Raw genomic sequence first — 18,706 nt, 5'->3', positions numbered from 1 at the left:
CCAGTCATGAGCTCGAGCAACCGCCCCCGTGCCTTTCGCATTCCGCCGAGCGGATCCGAGGAGATCACCGACGGCATTGCGCCGTCTCCCGCGGCAGCGGCCCATGTCCGAATCGTCGAGGAGCCCTTCGAGGTCGTCGATGCGGCCGACGGTGTTGCGGTGCCTGTCGCCCCCAAGGCGCGCGCTCCGTGGCTCAGCCTGCTTCTTATCGCTCTCGGAGGTCTCGTATCCCTCGGCGTCGGGTTGTCGGTGGAGCGCCTGATCGCAGACCTGTTCAGCGCCGCCCCCTGGCTCGGCACCGTCGCCCTGGTCCTGCTGGCCGTCGCGGCAGTCGCATTCCTAGCCCTCGTCGCCCGGGAGTTGTCGGGGATCTGGCACGAGCGCCAGATCGAGCGGGTCCGCGCCAAGGCGATCGAGGCGATTGCCACCCGCGACCATTCCGCCGCGCAGGCCGTTGTGCGTGACCTGACGGGTCTCTACGCCGAGCGTACCGCGTTGGCGGCGGGCCGTGCTCGTCTCGCCACCCTCGGCGACGCGATCCTCGATGTGGACGACCGCATCGGCCTCGCCGAGCACGAGTTGCTCGCGCCCCTCGATCGCCAGGCTCGCAACGCCATCGCGGCCTCGGCCAAGCAGGTGTCGGCGGTGACCGCCCTGAGCCCACGTGCCATCGTCGATGTCGCCTTCGTGATCTTTGCCGCCGTGCGCCTGTTGCGCCGGATCGCCACGATCTATGGCGGACGCCCGGGCTTTTTCGGCTTCCTGCGCTTGGCGCGTGCCGCTTTCGCCCATCTCACCGTGACGGGGGGCATGGCGGTCGGCGAGAGTATGATCCAGCAGGTGCTCGGCCTCGGCCTTGCCGCCCGCGTCTCGGCGAAGCTGGGCGAGGGTGTCCTTAACGGCCTAATGACGGCTCGCTTCGGCCTTGCCGCGCTGGCGGTCTGCCGGCCGCTGCCGTTCGTGCGTGAGGCGCCGCCGCGACTTTCGGACGTGGCGGGCGAACTGCTTAAGCCGCTGACGGATGAGGCGAAGGGCTGATCGCTACAGGGTCTTCATGAAGCCGGCGAGGCGCATCAGGCCTTCCGGCCAGGGACCGTGCCCGCTCGCCACGTTGATGTGCCCGGCCTCCCCCGCATCGACCACGACGGCACCCCAGGCATAAGCGAAGTCCTCGGCACGGGCGTAGCTGCAATAGGGATCGTTGCGGCTGGCGACCACCAGGGACGGGAAGGGCAAGGGAGACCGCGGTACCGGTGCGAAGGCGGTGACGCTGGCGGGCAGGTTCGGCGTCGTCTCCACGTCCGGGAAGGCGACGAGAAGCGCACCGCGCACAACGCCCGGCGCGAAGTCCGAGGCGGCCTGCACCGCGGCCACAACGCCGAGGCTGTGCGCGATCAGGATCACGGGGCGGGTCGCGCCGTTCACAGCCCCGACGATCCGCGCGCGCCAAGCTTGAGCATCAGGGTGATGCCAGTCGTCTTGTACAACGATTCGACCCGTGGAAAGCCGATCGGCCCAGCGAGCCTGCCAATGCTCGTCTTCAGAGCCGGCATAGCCCGGCAAAATTAGGATCTCGCAGTCGGCAATCTTCATGGCTCTGCGATACCGGCGGGGCTCCGCGTCGTCGAGTCGTTCGAAATTCTCGATGTGGAAAGGGGCCGCACGATTGTGTGCCGCCCCTTTCGTGCCTGACGCGAAAGATCCGCGTGATCGATCAGTGCGCCTTGGGCGCGGAGGACGGTGACCGAGCTTGTGCGGGAGCGCCGGTCTCCGGCTGCTCGTTGCCAGCGGCCCGTTGAACGGCGGCGTTGAGGTTCTCTGGATCGAGGGCGCTCGCGACGAAGTCCCGTCCGCGATGGGTAACGTCGCGGGCGTAGCGAAGGCCCTGGTCACGCACTTCGTCCGCCCAGGGACCGACATTCTCGTCCTCGGTGCGGGTCCGTGGAAGCAGGGCGCCGATGAGGAGACCGGCCGCGAGTCCAACGACGCCAACGAGGAGTGGGTTTTCAGATACGAAGTCCTCGACGGCCGAGCGGCCATCTTGGAGACGCGCACTGCTGCGCTCGCTAAGATCGTCGATGCGGCGGCGCCCCTCCTGGCGGGTGTCCGATGCCCAGCCTCGGGCGTCGTCGTAAACATCCGAAGCCCGTTCACGCAGGTCCTGAACCGTGTCGGAAACGCGGTCGCGGACGTCGCCTGCGGTCTCAGCCGCGCGGTCGCGGAGGTCGCTGGCGCGGGCCTTCACCTCGTCGGTGGTCGAGGAACCATGGCTGCCCTCCGTCGTGTAGATGCTGTGTGCCTCGGTGCCGGAGTGGTGGGAGCCCGGGCTCGGCACATCGTGCAGGGAGCCTTCGGCCTGATGGCCGCGCGGCATTCCGGCGGCGAGAGCGATATCGTCGGGGAGCGAGCGGTGCTCGTCACCGGGTTTCTGGGTCGAACTCATGGGTTGCTCCTGAGAGTCGCCGAAGGCCGTATGGGCTGGATCGGGTCACGTGCGGTTGTCCGCGAGGGCCTAAATCTGGGTTTCGCTGGCGAGATGGTTGACAGGATGCTGCGTCGGAAGATCCGGATCGTAGACGCGGTCGGCGCCCGTCTTCGTCACCGGAAGGCCGTCGACCGCGAGGCGCGCGCGCCGGCGGATTCCCGGCGTCGTCTGGTTGGTCGACATGCGGTGGATAAGCCAGCCGACTCCGGCGGCGATGAGGAGCACCGGAACCGGATTGCGCCGCACCGCCTCCAGAGCCCCATCATAGGCGCCGCTGAGCGGCGTACGCCGAGCGTTGCCTAGCATCTCGTCGACGATGCTGGAGACTGAAAGCCGCTCTTGAATTTGGTCAATGGTCTGGTCGAGACGGGCACGGCTCGCTTCGATGTCCTTCTCCAGATCGTTCAACGATTCGGTCATCCCGAGACCCTCTCAGACAATGTACGGGCGTCCTCGCGGACTTGGCGGGTCGTGCGCACGGGGGCGAGGGTCGAGAGCGACATGGCATTTCGCCCGATCAAGGCAAGCGCCACAGCGACGACGAGGAGGACGCCGCCGACGATCAAGGCGGCGAGGGCCTCCGAGTGAACCATGGTGGCAAGCCATTTCACCAAGGCGTCGACGAGGACGAAGAGAGCAACGACGCCGAAGACGGCGGCGCCGACGAGGAGCCCAAGGCCGATGAACAGCGCTCGGACGTTGCTGGTCATCTCATTGCGGAAGAGGGCAATCTCCTTCCGCGCAAGTTCGTTGGTTTCCCGCAGGGCGTCGCCGATCAGGCCCTGGATACTGGATTGCGGACCGGTGGTCATCGAACGGTCCTCAGAGGCGATGGGAGGTCGGATGGGTACTGTTCAGAGGTGCGGCACTCGTCGACTTGATGAAGCGGGCCACCACGAAGCCGGTAAGGAAAGTCGCGACCGCAACCGCCACGGGAGCGCGCCGTGCGAACGCTTCTGCATCCTCGTAGAATTCCGAGAAGCTGCGTTCCTCGATCGAAGTGCCGAGATGCTCGAGACCATCGGCGGCACTATCGAAGAAGGCCCTGATGTTAGGCTGCGCCTCGAAGGTCTTGCTGGACTCCCGGACGGACGTCGCGAGGTCGGTCACGGAGCGCGCGGCGTCGCCCTTGCGCTGGTCGATGTAGTCGGTTGCGTGCGAACGAGCCGCTTCGACGAAGCTGCGGCCACGCTCCGCCGCAACATCCGTGATCCCCTCGACATCGCCGCGCAGAGCCTTCCAATCGGCCGCCTGGTTCGCCGGCTCCGCGCCCATGGGGCCTGGGGGTTGGTTTGCGGTCACGGTGATACTCCTCGGCACGAGTTGAAAAGAAACGGCATTTGCGACGGTTAAACAGCAGCGGAAGAGACAGGGTTCCGCCTTGGGGTACCGCGTCTCGGACGAGGCCTGGGACGACCGGCGTCAGGCTCCGTTCAGCCGCGGTCTGGCAAGGCGCGAAAGCTTGAGCTTTGCGGTGTTCGGTAGGGTGTTCGGCGATGTCTGCGACATGCAACGCTGGGCGCCGGAATGAGACAGGACGGGTTTTGAAGTGGGTTTGTTTGCCGTGAACCCCACGCATTCAGGTCTTGACCCGGGTCCATCGAACGCGCTTGGCTGCACCGACGGATCGCGCTCGGCTTCCGCGCGTTCACCCAATGTATCAGTCTGGTCGCGCGCAATTCTGCGCGGGACCCGTGAGGACCGGAGCCGGCTTCGTGGCACGTCTCGTCATCGTATCGAACCGCGTTGCAATCCCCGAGGAAGGGGGAAAAGCCGTTGCGGCAGGTGGCCTCGCGGTGGCCGTCAAAGAGGCGTTCACCGCCTATGAAGGCCTCTGGTTCGGCTGGAGCGGCAATGTCGTCGAGAATCCATCCAGCGAACCGACCCTGATCGATCGGGGGCATATCAGTTACGCCGTGGTCGATCTGTCACCGCAGGACCATCGGGAGTATTATAGCGGCTTCGCCAACCGCGCCCTCTGGCCGATCATGCATTACCGGCTCGGGCTTGGAGCCTTCTCGCGCTCCGATTATGCCGGTTATCAGCGTGTGAACCGCATCTTCGCCCGAGCTCTCGCGAACCTCGTCGAACCCGACGACATCATTTGGGTGCACGACTACCACCTGTTGCCCCTGGCTTCCGAGCTTCGCGGGCTCGGGATCGCCAATCCGATCGGATACTTCCATCACATCCCGTGGCCGGCGGCAGACGTGTTCAACACGCTCCCCGCCAGTGGCGATCTTCTGCGCGGCATCGCAGATTACGATCTGATCGGTCTGCAGACCGATCCGGACGTCCACAACCTGACACGCAATCTCATCGACGAGCTTCGAGCGATTCCCCTCGGCGGTGGCTCCCTGATGGTGGACGGCCGCCGCACGCGCATCCGCAGCTTCCCGATCGGGATCGATGTGGCCGGCTTCAAGGAAGCGGCCGAGAATGCCGGGTCTAACCGTACCGTCCGCGAGACGATGGCGGGCCTGCGGACGCGCAAGCTGCTGATCGGCGTCGACCGCCTGGATTATTCCAAGGGTGTGCCGGAGCGGATGGAGGCGGTGGACCGTTTCTTCGCCTCCAACCCGGACCAGCGCGGGAACGTGGTCTATCTTCAGATCACCCCGAAATCCCGGACCGAAGTTCCGGAATACGAGGACCTCAGCCGCGAGGTGAACGAGACCGTCGGACACATCAACGGAACACTCGGCGAGCCGAACTGGACGCCGATCCAGTACGTCACCAAGGCCTATCCCCGTCCTGTCCTCGCCGGCCTCTATCGGGCTGCACGCGTCGGTCTCGTTACGCCGATGCGCGACGGGATGAACCTTGTCGCCAAGGAGTACGTCGTCGCGCAGACGGAAGAGGATCCCGGTGTTCTTGTGCTGTCGAAATTCGCTGGCTCGGCCCGACAGTTGCCCGAGGCGCTTCTCGTCAATCCCTATGACCGCTTCGAAGTCGCGGAGGCGATTCGTACCGCGCTCTACATGCCACGCGGTGAGCGCCTCGAGCGCTGGAAGCCCATGGTCGAGCGTATGACGCGCGAGGATGTTGACTGGTGGGCGCGTAATTTCATGGCGGAACTCGAGAACTTTCGAACGATCGAGCGTGAGCCGCCCCGTACCGCCGCCGCTGCGGAATGATCTGTCGGCGTCGTCCGGCGACGCCTAAACCCGGGACGACACCAGATTCTTGATCGCAACTGACCACATGATCGGCGTCGATGACGGCGTGCCGGCGCCGCTCGGCGCGCATTTCGACGGGCGCGGTGTCAACTTCGCCTTGTTTTCGCAGAATGCCACGGCCGTCGACCTGTGCCTGTTCGCTCCTGGCGAGCGCCACGAAACTCGTCGAATCCGGCTACCCTGTCGCACCGACGACGTCTGGCACGGTTACCTGCGCGGCGTATTCCCGGGCCAGCTCTATGGCTACCGCGTCCACGGTCCCTGGGATCCGGCTCAGGGCCACCGCTTCAATCCAGCCAAACTGCTGCTCGACCCCTATGCCCGAGACATTCAAGGCCGCATCCGTTGGCATGATTCGCTCTACGGTCACCGCCGCGGACTCCAGCGCGCGGACCAGATCGACCGGCGCGACAGTGCCGCATTCATGCCACGTGGCATCGTGGCGCCGCCGGAGGTGCCCGACCTCGCGGTGAGCCCGGTTCGACGACCGCTGTCGCAGACGGTGATCTATGAGGCGCACGTCAAGGCACTCACGCAGACCCATCCGGACGTGCCGGAGGCGGCACGCGGGACCTATGCGGCGCTCGCCCATCCGGCGATCATCGAGCATCTTCTGAAACTCGGCGTCACCGCCATTGAGCTCCTACCGATTCAATCCTTCGCCGACGACCGTTTCCTCGTCGAGAAGAACCTCGTGAATTTCTGGGGCTACTCGCCCCTGAACTACTTCGCCGCCGATCCACGCTACCGCGGCCCGGCCGGCATCGGCGGCCTGCGGGCGGCTATCCGCGAGCTCGCCGCCGCCGAGATCGAAGTGATCCTCGACGTCGTCTACAATCATACGGCGGAGGCCGATCACACCGGACCAACCCTGTCGTTCCGCGGCATCGACAACGCCAGTTATTACAAGCTGAAAGCGGACAATCGCCGCGAGGAAATCGACTGTACCGGCTGTGGCAACACCCTCGACCTCGACCATCCGCGCGTCATGCAGATGGTCCTCGACTCCCTGCGGCACTGGGTGACCGCCTACGGCGTCGCGGGTTTCCGCTTCGATCTGGCGACGAGTCTCGGTCGCAACCCGTATGATTTCAGCCCCAAGGCGGCCTTCTTTCAGGCCGTCGCGCAGGATCCCGTCCTCGCCCAGGTGAAGATGATCGCCGAACCCTGGGACATCGGCGCAGGGGGGTATCAGCTCGGAGGCTATCCCCGCGGCTGGAGCGAGTGGAACGATCAGTTCCGCGATAGCATCCGGGGCTTCTGGCGCGGCGATCGCGGCACCCTGGCCAAGGTCACGCAGGGTCTCTCCGGCTCACGCGAAATCTTCGCGGCCTCCGGGCGGTGGCCGCTGTCGAGCATCAACTTCGCCGCCTCTCATGATGGCTTCACCCTGGCCGACGTCGTAGCCTACGAGGAGAAGCACAACCTCGCGAATGGTGAGGACAATCGCGACGGCCATGGACACAATCTCTCGCGTAATTACGGCGTCGAGGGCGAGACCACCGATCCAGTCATCCTTAACCTGCGGGCCCGTCAGAAGCGCAATCTCCTGGCGACAGTGTTCCTCGCGCAGGGCGTGCCGATGCTGCTCATGGGCGATGAGCGCTCGCGCAGCCAACGCGGCAACAACAATGCCTACGCGCAGGACAATCAAACCAGCTGGATGGACTGGGAGAACGATCCCGATCTCAGCCTCACGACCTTCGTCGGCAACCTGACACGCCTTCGCCGCGAACAGCCCGCCCTTCGTCGGCGCGACTATCTCACTGGAGCACTGGTCGATGACGGGCCTCTACGGGACGTTCATTGGCTTGCCCCGGGCGGGACTGAGATGGCGGATGGCGATTGGGCGGATTCCGAGCGGCAAGCCTTCGGCATGCAGATCGGGAATGACCTACCGCAGGCGGATCGCCTGCTGATCCTCGTCAACGCGGCTGAGGAGCCCTGCGACTTCACCCTGGCGCCGATCATCGGCGGCGCCTGGACGCTCGTTTTCGACACCACCAAACAGACCGGTGCGGTACCGGCCGGACAGGCTCTGTTTCCGCCAGGGGCCGGGATCCGCCTTGATGCGCAGGCAATTTACGTCCTGCGCGCGAGGCCGGCTTCGGCCTATCGGGGATAAGCGCAGGGCGGATCGAAATCGTCGCCGGGGCTCGGACGAGGGCTCATCCCGCCGATCCCTCAAGGCACAGCTCATGACGCGCTTGTTCGAGGAACTCTTCGCGTTCGGAATTCGAAAGCGGTAGCAAAGCGCATTCGGAGGTCGGGTGGGCGTCGGCGCCGTCGGCGTCGCATCATCGCTCTGCGTGACCGTTCCGGGCGAAATAGAGCTTGGCCCTCGCCAGGACCAGGACTGCAACAGTTTCTTTCATTTCGGATCTCAGAGCAGGGGCGAGCGTGTCCGTCGCGCATGAGGCAAATGTCGGACCGTGCCCGTATTGACGCCGAGAAGCCGGTGCGGTGCACAAAACTCTTTCGGCCGGTGGTTGTCGCTGCCGAGCCACGCCTTACCTCGACGGTGATCACGCAGGGAACAACACGGTGCGCGCCGGCTTCTGCAAGGTGCAACGGACGCTCATGTCCCCCGAAGCGTGCGAGAGACGGAAGATGGTAGCTTGATGCGGCGCGCCCACAGCATGGCTTTCGGCAGCGAAGTGACGAAGGACGGGGTTCGCTTCGCTTTCTGGGCGCCGACGGCCCAGGAAGTGAGCCTGGTCCTCGACGGGGCCGACCATCCGATGCCGGAAGCCGGTGCAGGCTGGCGCCGGCTCACGGTTCCGAACGCCGGCGGTGGTGCGCGCTACGGCTATCGCATCGACGGCGATCTCGTCGTACCGGATCCGGCATCGCGGTTTCAGCCCGACGACGTCTCCGGCTTCAGCGAGGTGATCGATCCGCGCGCCTACGAATGGACCGACAGCGCCTGGACCGGACGCCCCTGGGAGGAGGTCGTGCTCTACGAACTCCATGTCGGGACGGCAACGCCGCAAGGCACCTACGCGGCGCTGGAGGGCAAGCTCGAGGATCTGCGCGACCTCGGCATCACGGCCATCGAACTATTGCCGCTGGCCGACTTCAAGGGCACCCGCAACTGGGGCTACGACGGGGTGCTGCCCTACGCGCCGGACAGCGTCTACGGCCGACCGGACGACCTGAAGCGCCTCATCGACAAGGCGCACGCCCTCGGGTTGATGGTATTCCTCGACGCCGTCTACAACCATTTCGGCCCGGCTGGGAATTACCTCAACGCTTACGCCAAGACCTTCTTCACCGAACGACACCAGACGCCCTGGGGCGCCGGAATCAATTTCGACGGCGAGACCAGCGGACGCGTTGTCCGCGACTTTTTCATCGAGAATTCCCTGTACTGGCTTGAGGAGTTTCATTTCGACGGTCTCCGCTTCGACGCGGTCCATGCGATTCTCGACGATTCCGAGAAGCACTTCATTGGAGAACTCGCTGAGACGATCCGCGCAAGACTGCCCGGCCGCCACATTCACCTTGTTCTTGAGAACGAAGCGAACCAAGCCCGCTGGCTTGAGCGCGATCCGCAGGGTGAGGCGATCCAGCACAACGCACAATGGGCCGACGATCTGCATCATTGCTGGCATGTGCTGCTGACCGGCGAGGATGCCGGATACTATGCTAGCTTCGCCGACAAGCCGGTTGAGCATCTGGCTCGCTGCCTGTCGGAAGGCTTCGCCTATCAGGGCGAGCCGTTCCCGACCCTCGACAACCATCCGCGCGGCGAGCCTTCAGCCCACCTGCCGCCCTCGGCCTTCGTCACCTTCCTGCAGAACCACGATCAGGTCGGAAACCGGGCGTTGGGTGAGCGACTGAGCGACCTCTGCGATCCGCAGAAGCTTGCGCTTGCCCGGGCCGGGCTGATCCTGAGCCCGCAGATCCCGATGCTGTGGATGGGCGAGGAGTGGTCGGCGACCGCGCCGTTCCTGTTTTTCGTCGATTTCGCGCCGGACGGGGAATTGAACAAGGCCGTTCGTGAGGGCCGCCGCCGGGAGTTCAAGAGCTTCGCCGCCTTCGCCGACGACACGTCGGTGATCCCGGACCCCACCGAAGCGAAGACGTTTACGGATTCGCGGATCGACTGGTCCGAGCGCTCGGATGCGCCGCACCGCGCGGTGCTCGCCGATACGCGCAACCTGCTTCAGATCCGTCATCAGAGCGTGGTGCCGCTGACGAAGACCCGCTACCTCGGCGCGAAGACGACCCTCCCGCGGCCCGACATCGTCGACTGCACTTGGACCTACGCGGGCGGCTGGCTTCGCTTCGTGGCCAATGTCGGCAGCGAGGATTTTACCGTCGAGCGTGGGAGCGGTCACGTCATCTGGTCGAGCGGGTCGGGCAACGGATCGATCGTACTTCCGTCTTGGACGGGTGTTTTCCTGACGGGTGTGAACTGATGAGCCGCGACCTCGAACGCCTCGCCGACCTCCTTGGCGTCGCCGCCGGCTACACCGACGCCTTCGGGCAGCCGGTGGAGACCGCTCTTGACGTCCGGCGCGGGATGATCACCGCCCTCGGCTATCCCGCCGAGACCGATGCGGATATCGCCGCGAGCCTCTCCGAAGTCTCGGCCGTGCGGAGCGGGTTGATCCCGCCGCTGCTGCCAGCCGAGGCCCGCCGCGCCACGAGTGTCCCGATCCAGGTGGCAGGCGCCGGCGGGACCTTGTCCTGGCGTCTGGTCGACGAGCGTGGACATCACCGCGAGGGTCGTGTCGCGGTCACGGGCTCCAGCTTCGAGTTGCCGCCACTCACTCCCGGCTATCACCGCCTCTCCGTCGCACTTGGTGAGCATCGCTCGGATGCTTGGGTGATCTCGGCGCCGCAGCGCTGTTGGCGCCCGCGGGCCTACGCCGATGAGGGAGCCCGCGATTGGGGGCTCGCGGCACAACTCTATGGCCTGCGCTCACCCGACAACCTCGGGATCGGCTCTTACGCCGATGCGGGGCGGGCAGCGCGTGCTGCGGGCCTGCGCGGTGCGTCCTTCCTGGGCCTCAGCCCCGTCCACGCGCTGTTCGCCACCGACCGCACAAAGATCTCGCCCTACTCGCCGTCGTCACGGCTCTTTCTCGAAACTCTCTTCATCGAGCCCGGTGTCCTGCCGGGCTTCGTTGGCTCGAAGGCGGCCGCTCTCCTCGCCTCCATGGCGGATCGCGTGGAGAGCCTGCGCGAGGCCAAGCTCGTCGAGCATGCTGGCATCTGGGCCGTGCTCTCGCCGGTGCTTCAGGCCCTCTGGCAGGAATCCGCGGCGCGCGACGGGATGGACGCGGGCTTTGCCGCCTTCCGGGCCGCCGGCGGCCCGGATCTCGAAGCCCACGGCACCTTCGAGGCGCTCGCCGAGCATTATCAGGCACAGGGCGCCCAGTGGCTCGGTGACTGGCCGGAGGAGATGCGCTGCAACGGGACGCCCGCCGTGCGCGCCTTCGCCGAGGCCCACGCCGAGACCGTGACCTACCACATCTGGCTGCAGTACCTTGCGGATCGCCAACTGGAGGACGCATCCAACACCGCGCTCGCCACAGGCATGCGTCTCGGGCTCTACCGCGATCTCGCCGTCGGCGCCGACCGCGGCGGCTCGGAGATCTGGTCGCATCCCGAGCGGTTCGCGAACGGCGTCTCCATCGGGGCACCGCCGGATCTTCTGGCGCCGAAGGGTCAGGATTGGGGCCTGCCAGCCTTCCATCCCCTGGAGATGGAGCGCGACGGGCTCGCGGCCTTCCGCGCCCTGGTGGTGGCGAACATGCGCCACGCCGGCGCGATCCGGATCGACCACGCCTTCCAGCTCGCGCGCCTATTCCTGATCCCGGTCGGCCGCTCTGCCAAGGAGGGGGCTTACGTCGCGATGCCTTTCGAGCCGATGCTCGCGGTCCTGCGCCTGGAAAGCCACCGCGCCAAGTGCCTCGTGATCGCGGAAGATCTTGGCACTGCGCCGGAGGGCTTCTCAGACGCCCTGATGCAGGCCGGCATCCTGAGCTACCGGATCCTCGCCTTCGAGCGCGAGCAGGGCGCCCGCTTCAAGCCCCCGGCAGCCTATCCCCGCGATGCCCTTACGGCCATCACCACGCACGACCTGCCGACGTTCGTCGGATGGTGGCGGGGCGTCGACACCGACACGCGTCAGGCGCTGGGCCTCTACGATTCCGAGCGGGCCGATGCGGAGCGCCGCGAGCGCGTCGAGGAGCGCGCCCGCCTCACCGGGGCGCTGGCTGCTGAACAGCTGCTGCCGAGCTATGATCCGCCCGAGGCCGCGCCGTTCGAGGCTGCTGCCCGTTATCTTGGGCGCGCGCCGTCCATGCTGACGGCGGTCCAGTACGAAGACGTCGTGTCCGAGCTGTCCCAAGCCAACGTCCCAGGCTCGACGGAAGGCTATCCGAACTGGCGGCGTAAGCTCGATCGCACCCTGGAGAGTATCGCCGCCCCAGGGGGGCCCCTCGCCAAGCTCGCCGCCTCCCTTGCCGCCGAGGATCGCGGGCCGCGCTCGGGCGCCGCGCGCCTCGCATCGGCTCCCCCCCGATCAACCTACCGCCTTCAGTTCCACAAGGATTTCACCTTCGCGGATGCGGAGAAGATCGTACCCTACCTTGCCAAGCTCAGCATCAGCCACGTTTACGCCTCGCCGATCCAGAAGGCCCGGCCTGGCTCGACGCACGGCTACGACATCGTCGACCACTCCACGATCAACCCGGAGCTCGGCGGCGAGGAGGACTTCGTTCGCTTCTCGGACGCGCTGCACGGTGCCGGACTGAAGCTCCTCCTCGACATCGTGCCGAACCATATGGGCGTGGGCGGCGCCGACAATCCCTGGTGGCTCTCCGTGCTCGAATGGGGTGGCCTCTCCCCCTCGGCCGAGGCCTTCGACATCGACTGGTCACGGCTCGGCGCCAAGAACAAGCTTGTGGTGCCCTTCCTCGGCGATCGCTACGGCGAGGCCCTGGAAAAGGGGACTTTGGCGCTGAAGTTCGACCCGGAGAAGGGGGCCTTTAGCATCTGGCACTACGAGCACGAATTCCCGATCTGCCCGTTGCAGTATCCGACGATCCTGAACCGCTCGCTTGCGGCCCTCGGCGACATCGAGGACGCAGCTGCACTGGAAGTCTTGGGCATCTCCGAGCGCCTGCGCCTCATGGGCGAGGAAACGACCGACGAGCGCCGTCGCGCCTTCCCGGCGGAGGCCGAGGAATTGAAGGATCGCCTCGTGGAGGCCGTCGAGGCCTCGCCGGCCATCGCGGCCGCGATCGGCCGCACGCTGAAGCTTCTCAACGGCGCCAAGGGGCACCCCGACAGCTTCGGCCCGCTGCACCGCCTGCTGGAGCAGCAATCCTACCGCCTCGCCCATTGGCGGATCGCCGCGAGCGACATCAACTATCGCCGGTTCTTCGACGTGAACGGCCTCGCTGGCCTGCGCGTCGAGAAGTCCGACGTGTTCCGGCGATCGCACGAGACGATCTTCCACCACATCGCGGCCGGGCGGATCGATGGGCTGCGCATCGACCACATCGACGGGCTCGCCGATCCCCTTGGCTACGCGCGCGCTCTTCAGGCCGCCATCGGCCCGGGCTTCTACGTGGTGGTGGAGAAGATCCTCGAACCCGGCGAGCGTCTGCGGCCCTGGCCCGTGGCGGGCACCACCGGCTACGACGTCCTGAATCAGCTCGACGGTATTCTCGTCGATAAGGGTAAGCGCGCGGAGATCCGCAAGCTCTACGAGAGCCGAACTCAGTTCGACGAGCCCTACAAGTTCATGCTTCGTGCCGCCAAGGCCGAGATCCTGGAGATCAGCTTCGCCTCCGAGCTCGAGGTGATGACCTCCGACCTCAAGGCGGTGGCCGATGCCGACCGGCGGACGCGTGACTTCTCGGTGAACGCCATCCGGCGGGCGCTCATCGAGACCATCGCCCGCTTCCCGACCTATCGCAGCTACCTGCCGGGCGACCTCGACGAGAGCGATGTCGAGGACGAGGATATCCGCCTCATCGAGACGGCGGTGAAGAAGGCCAAGCGCTGGAGCGCGCTGCCGGACCGCTCCGTGCACGACTTCGCCGCCGACGCCATGCTCGGCCGCATCGACGTGACGGGCCCCGGCAGGCCGGACCCGGAGGTGATCCTGCGTTTCCGCCGCCGCTTCCAGCAGCTCACTGGCCCGGTGATGGCCAAGAGCCTTGAGGATACGCTGTTCTACCGTTTCGCGGAGCTCCTCGCCCTCAACGAGGTCGGTGGCGATCCGGGCGAGTACGGCCTTGACGCGGAGCACTTCCATGCGCTCCAGGCGGCGCGGGCGCGCGACTGGCCGAACGCGATGATCACAACCGCGACCCACGACACCAAGCGCGGTGAGGATGCCCGCTCCCGTCTGCTCGCCCTGTCGGAAATCCCGCAGGATTGGGCCGCCGCCTGGGAGACCTGGACGAACCTCGCCCAGCCTCACCTGACGGTGATCGACAAGGAGCCGGTGCCGGACGCCAACGACCAGTGGATGTTCTTCCAGGCCATCCTCGGTGCGTGGCCGCTGGAGCTTCTGGACGCGGACGATCCCGTGGCGATCGAGGATTTCCGTCATCGCCTCGACGCCTATGCCGAGAAGGCCCTGCGTGAATCGAAGCGCCGGTCGAGCTGGGTCAACGTCGACGAGGACTACGAGGGCGCGGTCCACGCCCTCTTCGCTCAGCTCATCGCGCCGGGGTCGGCGTTCCTGGCTCAGTTGCGCCCCTTCGCGAAGCGCCTTGCCCATCTCGGCATGATTGCCGGTCTTGGCCGAACCGTGCTGAAGGCGACCCTGCCGGGCCTGCCCGACACGTACCAGGGGACCGAGTTCTGGGATTTCTCGTTCGTCGATCCCGACAACCGGCGCCCCGTGAACTATCCGGCCCTGGCCCGTGCGCTCGAGGAGGGCCTGCCCGCCGCCGACCTGCTGGCACACTGGACGGACGGGCGCGTCAAGCAGGCGACTCTTGCCAGACTTCTGGCCGATCGCGCCGCTCGCCCGAGCTTCTACGCCGACGCCGATTATCAGGCACTTCCGGCGTCCGGTCCCCAGGCGGAGCATGTCATCGCATTCACACGGTCCGATGCGACGACGGGCGAGGGCGATCTCGTCGTGGCGGTCCCGCGCCTTGTCTCGGGCCTCGTTGGCGAGGACCTCTGGTCGAGTGAGGCTTTTGCGGGCACGGGCGTGGCGGTGACGCCGGCCTCGGCCTGGATCGATCTCGTCACCGGCGACGAGATTGCTGCCGAGGATGGCCGGATCGAACTCGGACGGGCCTTCGCGCGTCTGCCCTATGCCGTCTTGAAGCGGATCCGCTGACGGCGCGTCGAACGCGTCTCGCATGGCGAGGGCGCACCGACACGATCGACACGGGGGAGGGATCGGCCTTCCCCGTCACGGCTTCGCCTTCTCGGGACAGCCGCTCGCCGGTTCAAGCGGTCCCTGCCGGGGTCCAGAGCCGTGCACGCAGAGACGAAATGGAGCACGCATGAACGCACCCAGTCCCGCAACGACCGCCGCCCAGCGGACCGCCGCCGGTCAGGTGCCGCTTCCCGCCGCCCTCGCGCCCCGGGCCGAGGGGCCCCGCATCTACAACCTCTTCCCGCTTCTCGTCGGCCGGGTGTCCGCCTGGACCGCCGAACTGCCTCGGATCGCCGCCCTCGGTTTCAACTGGGTCTATCTCAATCCCTTCCACCAGACCGGTGGGTCGCGCAGCCTCTACGCCGTGGCCGATCCGGACCGTCTGGACGAGCGCTTCCGCGACCAGGACGGAACTTCGGACGACGAGCAGATCCGTCGGTTCTGCGCCGCTGCTGCGGCGCACGGTCTCAGCGTGATGACGGACCTCGTGATCAACCACACTGCGATGGATGGCCCCCTTGCCAGCCAGCGTCCGGACCTGTTCGTGCGGGATGCCGAAGGCCAGATCGAGAGCCCCTACGCGGTCGACCCCGACGATCCGTCGATACGCACGGTCTGGGGCGATCTTGCCGAACTTGACTATCATTCGGACAGTGCGCGTCGCGAACTCACCGCCTTCTGGTCGGGCTACGTCAATCGGCTGCAGGATCTCGGCGTCCAGGGCTTCCGTTGCGACGCCGCCTACAAGGTCCCGGCTACGGTGTGGCGCGACCTCATCGGTGCTGCCAAGGCGCTGGAGCCGGATTGCCTGTTCGCGGCCGAGACACTCGGCTGCACCTTCGAGGAGGCGCAATCCACCGCCGGCGCCGGGTTCGATTACCTCTTCAACAGTTTCGCCTGGTGGGACTTGAAGGCATCCTGGGCGCTGGACCAGTACGAGCGCCTGCGCGTCATCGCGCCCTCGATCGCTTTCCCCGAGAACCACGACATGGCCCGCTTGGCGGCTGACCTCGACGGCGACGCGGCGGCCATCGCCCGTCATCTTACGGCGCGCTATGCGCTGTCGGCGTTCTTCTCGGCCGGTGTGCTGATACCGATCGGGTACGAATGGGGCTACCAGCGTGCCCTGCACGTGGTCGACACGACGCCGGAAGCGCGGGAATCGAACACCGGAATCGACATCTCGGCTTCGATCGCAGCGATTAACGCACTGCGGGCCGAACTTCCGGCTGCCAACGTCGAGGGCGCCCAGGCGCGCATCTCCTCGCCGGACGCGCCCTACGCGGCTCTGCTGCGCTTCGACACCGGACATGGCGCCTCCGCGCGCAGCGCCACGCTGGTCCTGTACAATCCGACGGAGGCTCCGGTGCCGGTGGAGCCCGGCGTCCTTCTGGCCCGGACCGGTGGCATGCTCGGCGATTTCGTCGATCGGACCCCTGAGGCGGAGCCCATCGATTTTCGCCCGGGCGTCGCCCTGACTCTGGCGTCGGGAGAAGTCCGCATTTTCGCCGCGGAGCGCGCGGACGTACAGGTTGAGCCGAAGCCGAGCACGCCCACCGGTGAGGGACGGGTGGTGATCGAGGCGGTGATGCCGGAACTCGACGGCGGTCGGTCGGCGGTCAAACGCGTCGTCGGCGAGAGCGTCCACGTCACTGCCGACATCTTCAGCGACGGCCACGAGATCATCGACGCCGAGATTCTCTCGCGGGTGGTCGGCGAGACCGAATGGCGGGCCGATTGCATGATCTTCGTGGACAACGATCGCTGGGGCGGTCACTTCCCGCTCCTTCGCAACGCTCGCTACGAGTTCACGATCCAGGCCTGGCGCGATGGCTATTCGTCCTGGGTCCGCGACACCCTGAAGAAGCGCGACGCCGGGGTCGACGTCCGTCTGGAGACCATCGAGGGCGTGGACTTCGTGATGGGCGCGGTGGAGAACGCCGAGGGCTCGGACGGCGACCGACTGAAGGCGCTCGTGCGCGAACTCGCGGCGCAGCCGACTGGCTCGTCGGCGCAGCTCGACCTCATGCTTGCGCCCGCCAACGCGCACCTGATCCGTCGGCATGCCCCGCGCAACAACCTCTCGCGCTATCCGGTGAAGGTGCCGGTGATCGCCGACCGTCTCGCCGCCCGATTCTCGGCTTGGTACGAAATTTTCCCGCGCTCCCAGTCGATGGACGTCGACCGCCATGGCACTTTCGACGACGTGATCCGACGCTTGCCGGAGATCCGCGAACTCGGCTTCGACGTGCTGTACTTCACGCCGATACACCCCGTCGGAAAGACCAACCGCAAGGGCAAGAACAACACCCTCAAGGCCCTGCCCGGGGATGTGGGCTCGGTCTACGCGGTCGGCTCCGAAGAGGGCGGGCACGAGGCCGTGCACCCGGATCTCGGCACCCTCGACGACTTCCGCCGCCTCGTGGCGGCGAGCCACGCCTACGGGATGGAGATCGCCCTCGACTTTGCGATCCAGTGCTCGCCCGACCATCCCTGGATCAAGAACCACCCCGAATGGTTCGAGTGGCGCCCCGACGGCACGCTGAAGTTCGCCGAGAATCCGCCCAAGAAGTACGAGGACATCTCCAACGTCCACTTCTACGGCGGCGCGCTGCCGTCCCTTTGGATCGAGCTGCGCGACATCGTCATGGGCTGGGCCGAGCTCGGCGCCCGGATCTTCCGCGTCGACAACCCGCATACGAAGCCGATCCCGTTCTGGGAGTGGATGATCGCCGAGGTGAATGCCCGCTACCCGGACGTGATTTTCCTCGCGGAGGCCTTCACCCGGCCGAAGATGATGAAGAAGCTTGCCAAGGCCGGCTATCAGCAGAGCTACACTTACTTCACCTGGCGCGACACCAAGCAGGATCTGATTGCTTATTCGACCGAGCTAGCCGGAGAGATGGGCGAATATTATCGCCCTAACTTCTTTGCCAACACGCCGGACATCAATCCGATCTACCTGCAGACCAGTGGACGGGCGGGCTTCGTCGTGCGTGCGACCCTCGCCGCCACGCTGTCGAGCGTCTGGGGCATCTACAACGGGTTCGAGATGTGCGAGGCCGAGCCCTACCCGGGCAAGGAGGAATACCTCAACTCCGAGAAGTACGAGCTGAAGGCCTGGGACTACCACCGCCCCGGCAACATCCGCGACCACATCATCAAGCTGAATCAGATCCGGCGCGACAACCCGGCCCTATGGGACTTCCGCAACGTCGTCTTCACCGGCGCCTACAACGACCAGATCATCGGCTACGCCAAGGTGACGCCGGACGGGGACAACTGCATCTTCGTGCTGGTCAACCTCGACCCGCGCAACCGCCAGGAATGCACCTACGAGGTGCCGCTCTGGCTGCTCGGCCAGCCCGATGACGGCGCGGTCGAGGTCGAGGACCTGCTCCTCGGCTACAAGTTCGCGCTGCGTGGGAAATCGCACCGGATCGCTCTCGATCCCGCAGAGCGCTCGGCGGTGATCTGGCGCCTTCGCGCCCCGAGCCGGGTTGCGTAAGCCGCGTGCCCGTGTCAGCAAAAAACCCGGCGGCCCAGGCGGGCCGTCGTCGTGTCGCCCGATTGTCGGCGCCTACCCCGCCGACGGACGCCGCGCTCGCCAGTCTCACCGCTGAGAGTGGTGCGGATGCCCCGGACACGCCCTTGAACTCGACGCATGAGGCAACG

The 18,706-nt window shown here is 66.3% G+C and carries 11 protein-coding genes; 6 read left to right on the top strand and 5 right to left on the bottom strand.

The window, feature by feature from the left end; all coding sequences use genetic code 11:
* Positions 1 to 6: 6 nt before the first annotated feature.
* Positions 7 to 1,038: a YcjF family protein gene (locus tag ASF41_RS00365; protein WP_056217237.1), complete on the top strand. Its 1,032-nt coding sequence runs from the start codon at positions 7 to 9 to the stop codon at positions 1,036 to 1,038.
* Positions 1,039 to 1,041: 3 nt separating this feature from the next.
* Here the strand turns inward: ASF41_RS00365 and ASF41_RS00360 are convergent, their stop codons facing one another.
* From ASF41_RS00360 to ASF41_RS00340, 5 genes are all read right to left on the bottom strand, one after another.
* Positions 1,042 to 1,593, bottom strand: a complete 552-nt coding sequence (locus ASF41_RS00360; protein WP_056217242.1) for an alpha/beta hydrolase — start codon at positions 1,591 to 1,593, stop codon at positions 1,042 to 1,044.
* A 121-nt stretch (positions 1,594 to 1,714) separates the two neighbouring features.
* Positions 1,715 to 2,443 carry a YqjD family protein gene (locus ASF41_RS00355; RefSeq protein ID WP_082503874.1) on the bottom strand — a complete coding sequence of 243 codons (729 nt, stop codon included), beginning with the start codon at positions 2,441 to 2,443 and terminating at the stop codon, positions 1,715 to 1,717.
* Between the two features lie 69 nt (positions 2,444 to 2,512).
* Positions 2,513 to 2,905 carry a DUF3618 domain-containing protein gene (locus ASF41_RS00350; protein ID WP_056489890.1) on the bottom strand — a complete coding sequence of 131 codons (393 nt, stop codon included), beginning with the start codon at positions 2,903 to 2,905 and terminating at the stop codon, positions 2,513 to 2,515.
* Entirely contained in the window at positions 2,902 to 3,297 is a 396-nt protein-coding gene (locus ASF41_RS00345; protein WP_056217248.1) for a phage holin family protein, read from the bottom strand. The genes ASF41_RS00350 and ASF41_RS00345 overlap by 4 nt, the downstream gene beginning before the upstream one ends.
* A gap of 10 nt (positions 3,298 to 3,307) precedes the next feature.
* A complete protein-coding gene (locus tag ASF41_RS00340) occupies positions 3,308 to 3,760 on the bottom strand; it encodes a hypothetical protein (protein ID WP_056489887.1) in 453 nt (150 codons plus the stop codon).
* A gap of 440 nt (positions 3,761 to 4,200) precedes the next feature.
* On the opposite strand from ASF41_RS00340, the gene ASF41_RS00335 reads away from it, so the two are divergent.
* The 5 genes from ASF41_RS00335 (at position 4,201) to ASF41_RS00315 (ending at position 18,539) form a co-directional block, all read left to right on the top strand.
* Positions 4,201 to 5,622, top strand: coding sequence for a trehalose-6-phosphate synthase (locus ASF41_RS00335; RefSeq protein WP_055954941.1), 1,422 nt, complete (start codon positions 4,201 to 4,203; stop codon positions 5,620 to 5,622).
* 67 nt (positions 5,623 to 5,689) lie between these two features.
* Positions 5,690 to 7,789, top strand: a complete 2,100-nt coding sequence (gene glgX / locus ASF41_RS00330; RefSeq protein ID WP_056489884.1) for a glycogen debranching protein GlgX — start codon at positions 5,690 to 5,692, stop codon at positions 7,787 to 7,789.
* A 496-nt stretch (positions 7,790 to 8,285) separates the two neighbouring features.
* Positions 8,286 to 10,088 (top strand): malto-oligosyltrehalose trehalohydrolase, encoded by a 1,803-nt coding sequence (treZ, locus tag ASF41_RS00325; RefSeq protein WP_056489882.1) that lies wholly within the window; start codon positions 8,286 to 8,288, stop codon positions 10,086 to 10,088.
* Positions 10,088 to 14,989: a malto-oligosyltrehalose synthase gene (locus ASF41_RS00320; protein WP_056489879.1), complete on the top strand. Its 4,902-nt coding sequence runs from the start codon at positions 10,088 to 10,090 to the stop codon at positions 14,987 to 14,989. The genes treZ and ASF41_RS00320 overlap by 1 nt, the downstream gene beginning before the upstream one ends.
* Before the next feature lie 169 nt (positions 14,990 to 15,158).
* The gene (locus tag ASF41_RS00315; RefSeq protein WP_056489877.1) at positions 15,159 to 18,539 is read left to right on the top strand and encodes a maltotransferase domain-containing protein; all 3,381 of its coding nucleotides are present in this window, start codon (positions 15,159 to 15,161) and stop codon (positions 18,537 to 18,539) included.
* Positions 18,540 to 18,706 lie beyond the last annotated feature (167 nt).

It is taken from the genome of Methylobacterium sp. Leaf111 (assembly GCF_001423285.1).
Taxonomy (GTDB): domain Bacteria; phylum Pseudomonadota; class Alphaproteobacteria; order Rhizobiales; family Beijerinckiaceae; genus Methylobacterium.
The sequence above is the reverse complement of the archived record's forward strand: the minus strand, read 5'-3'. Positions and strand labels throughout refer to the sequence as shown.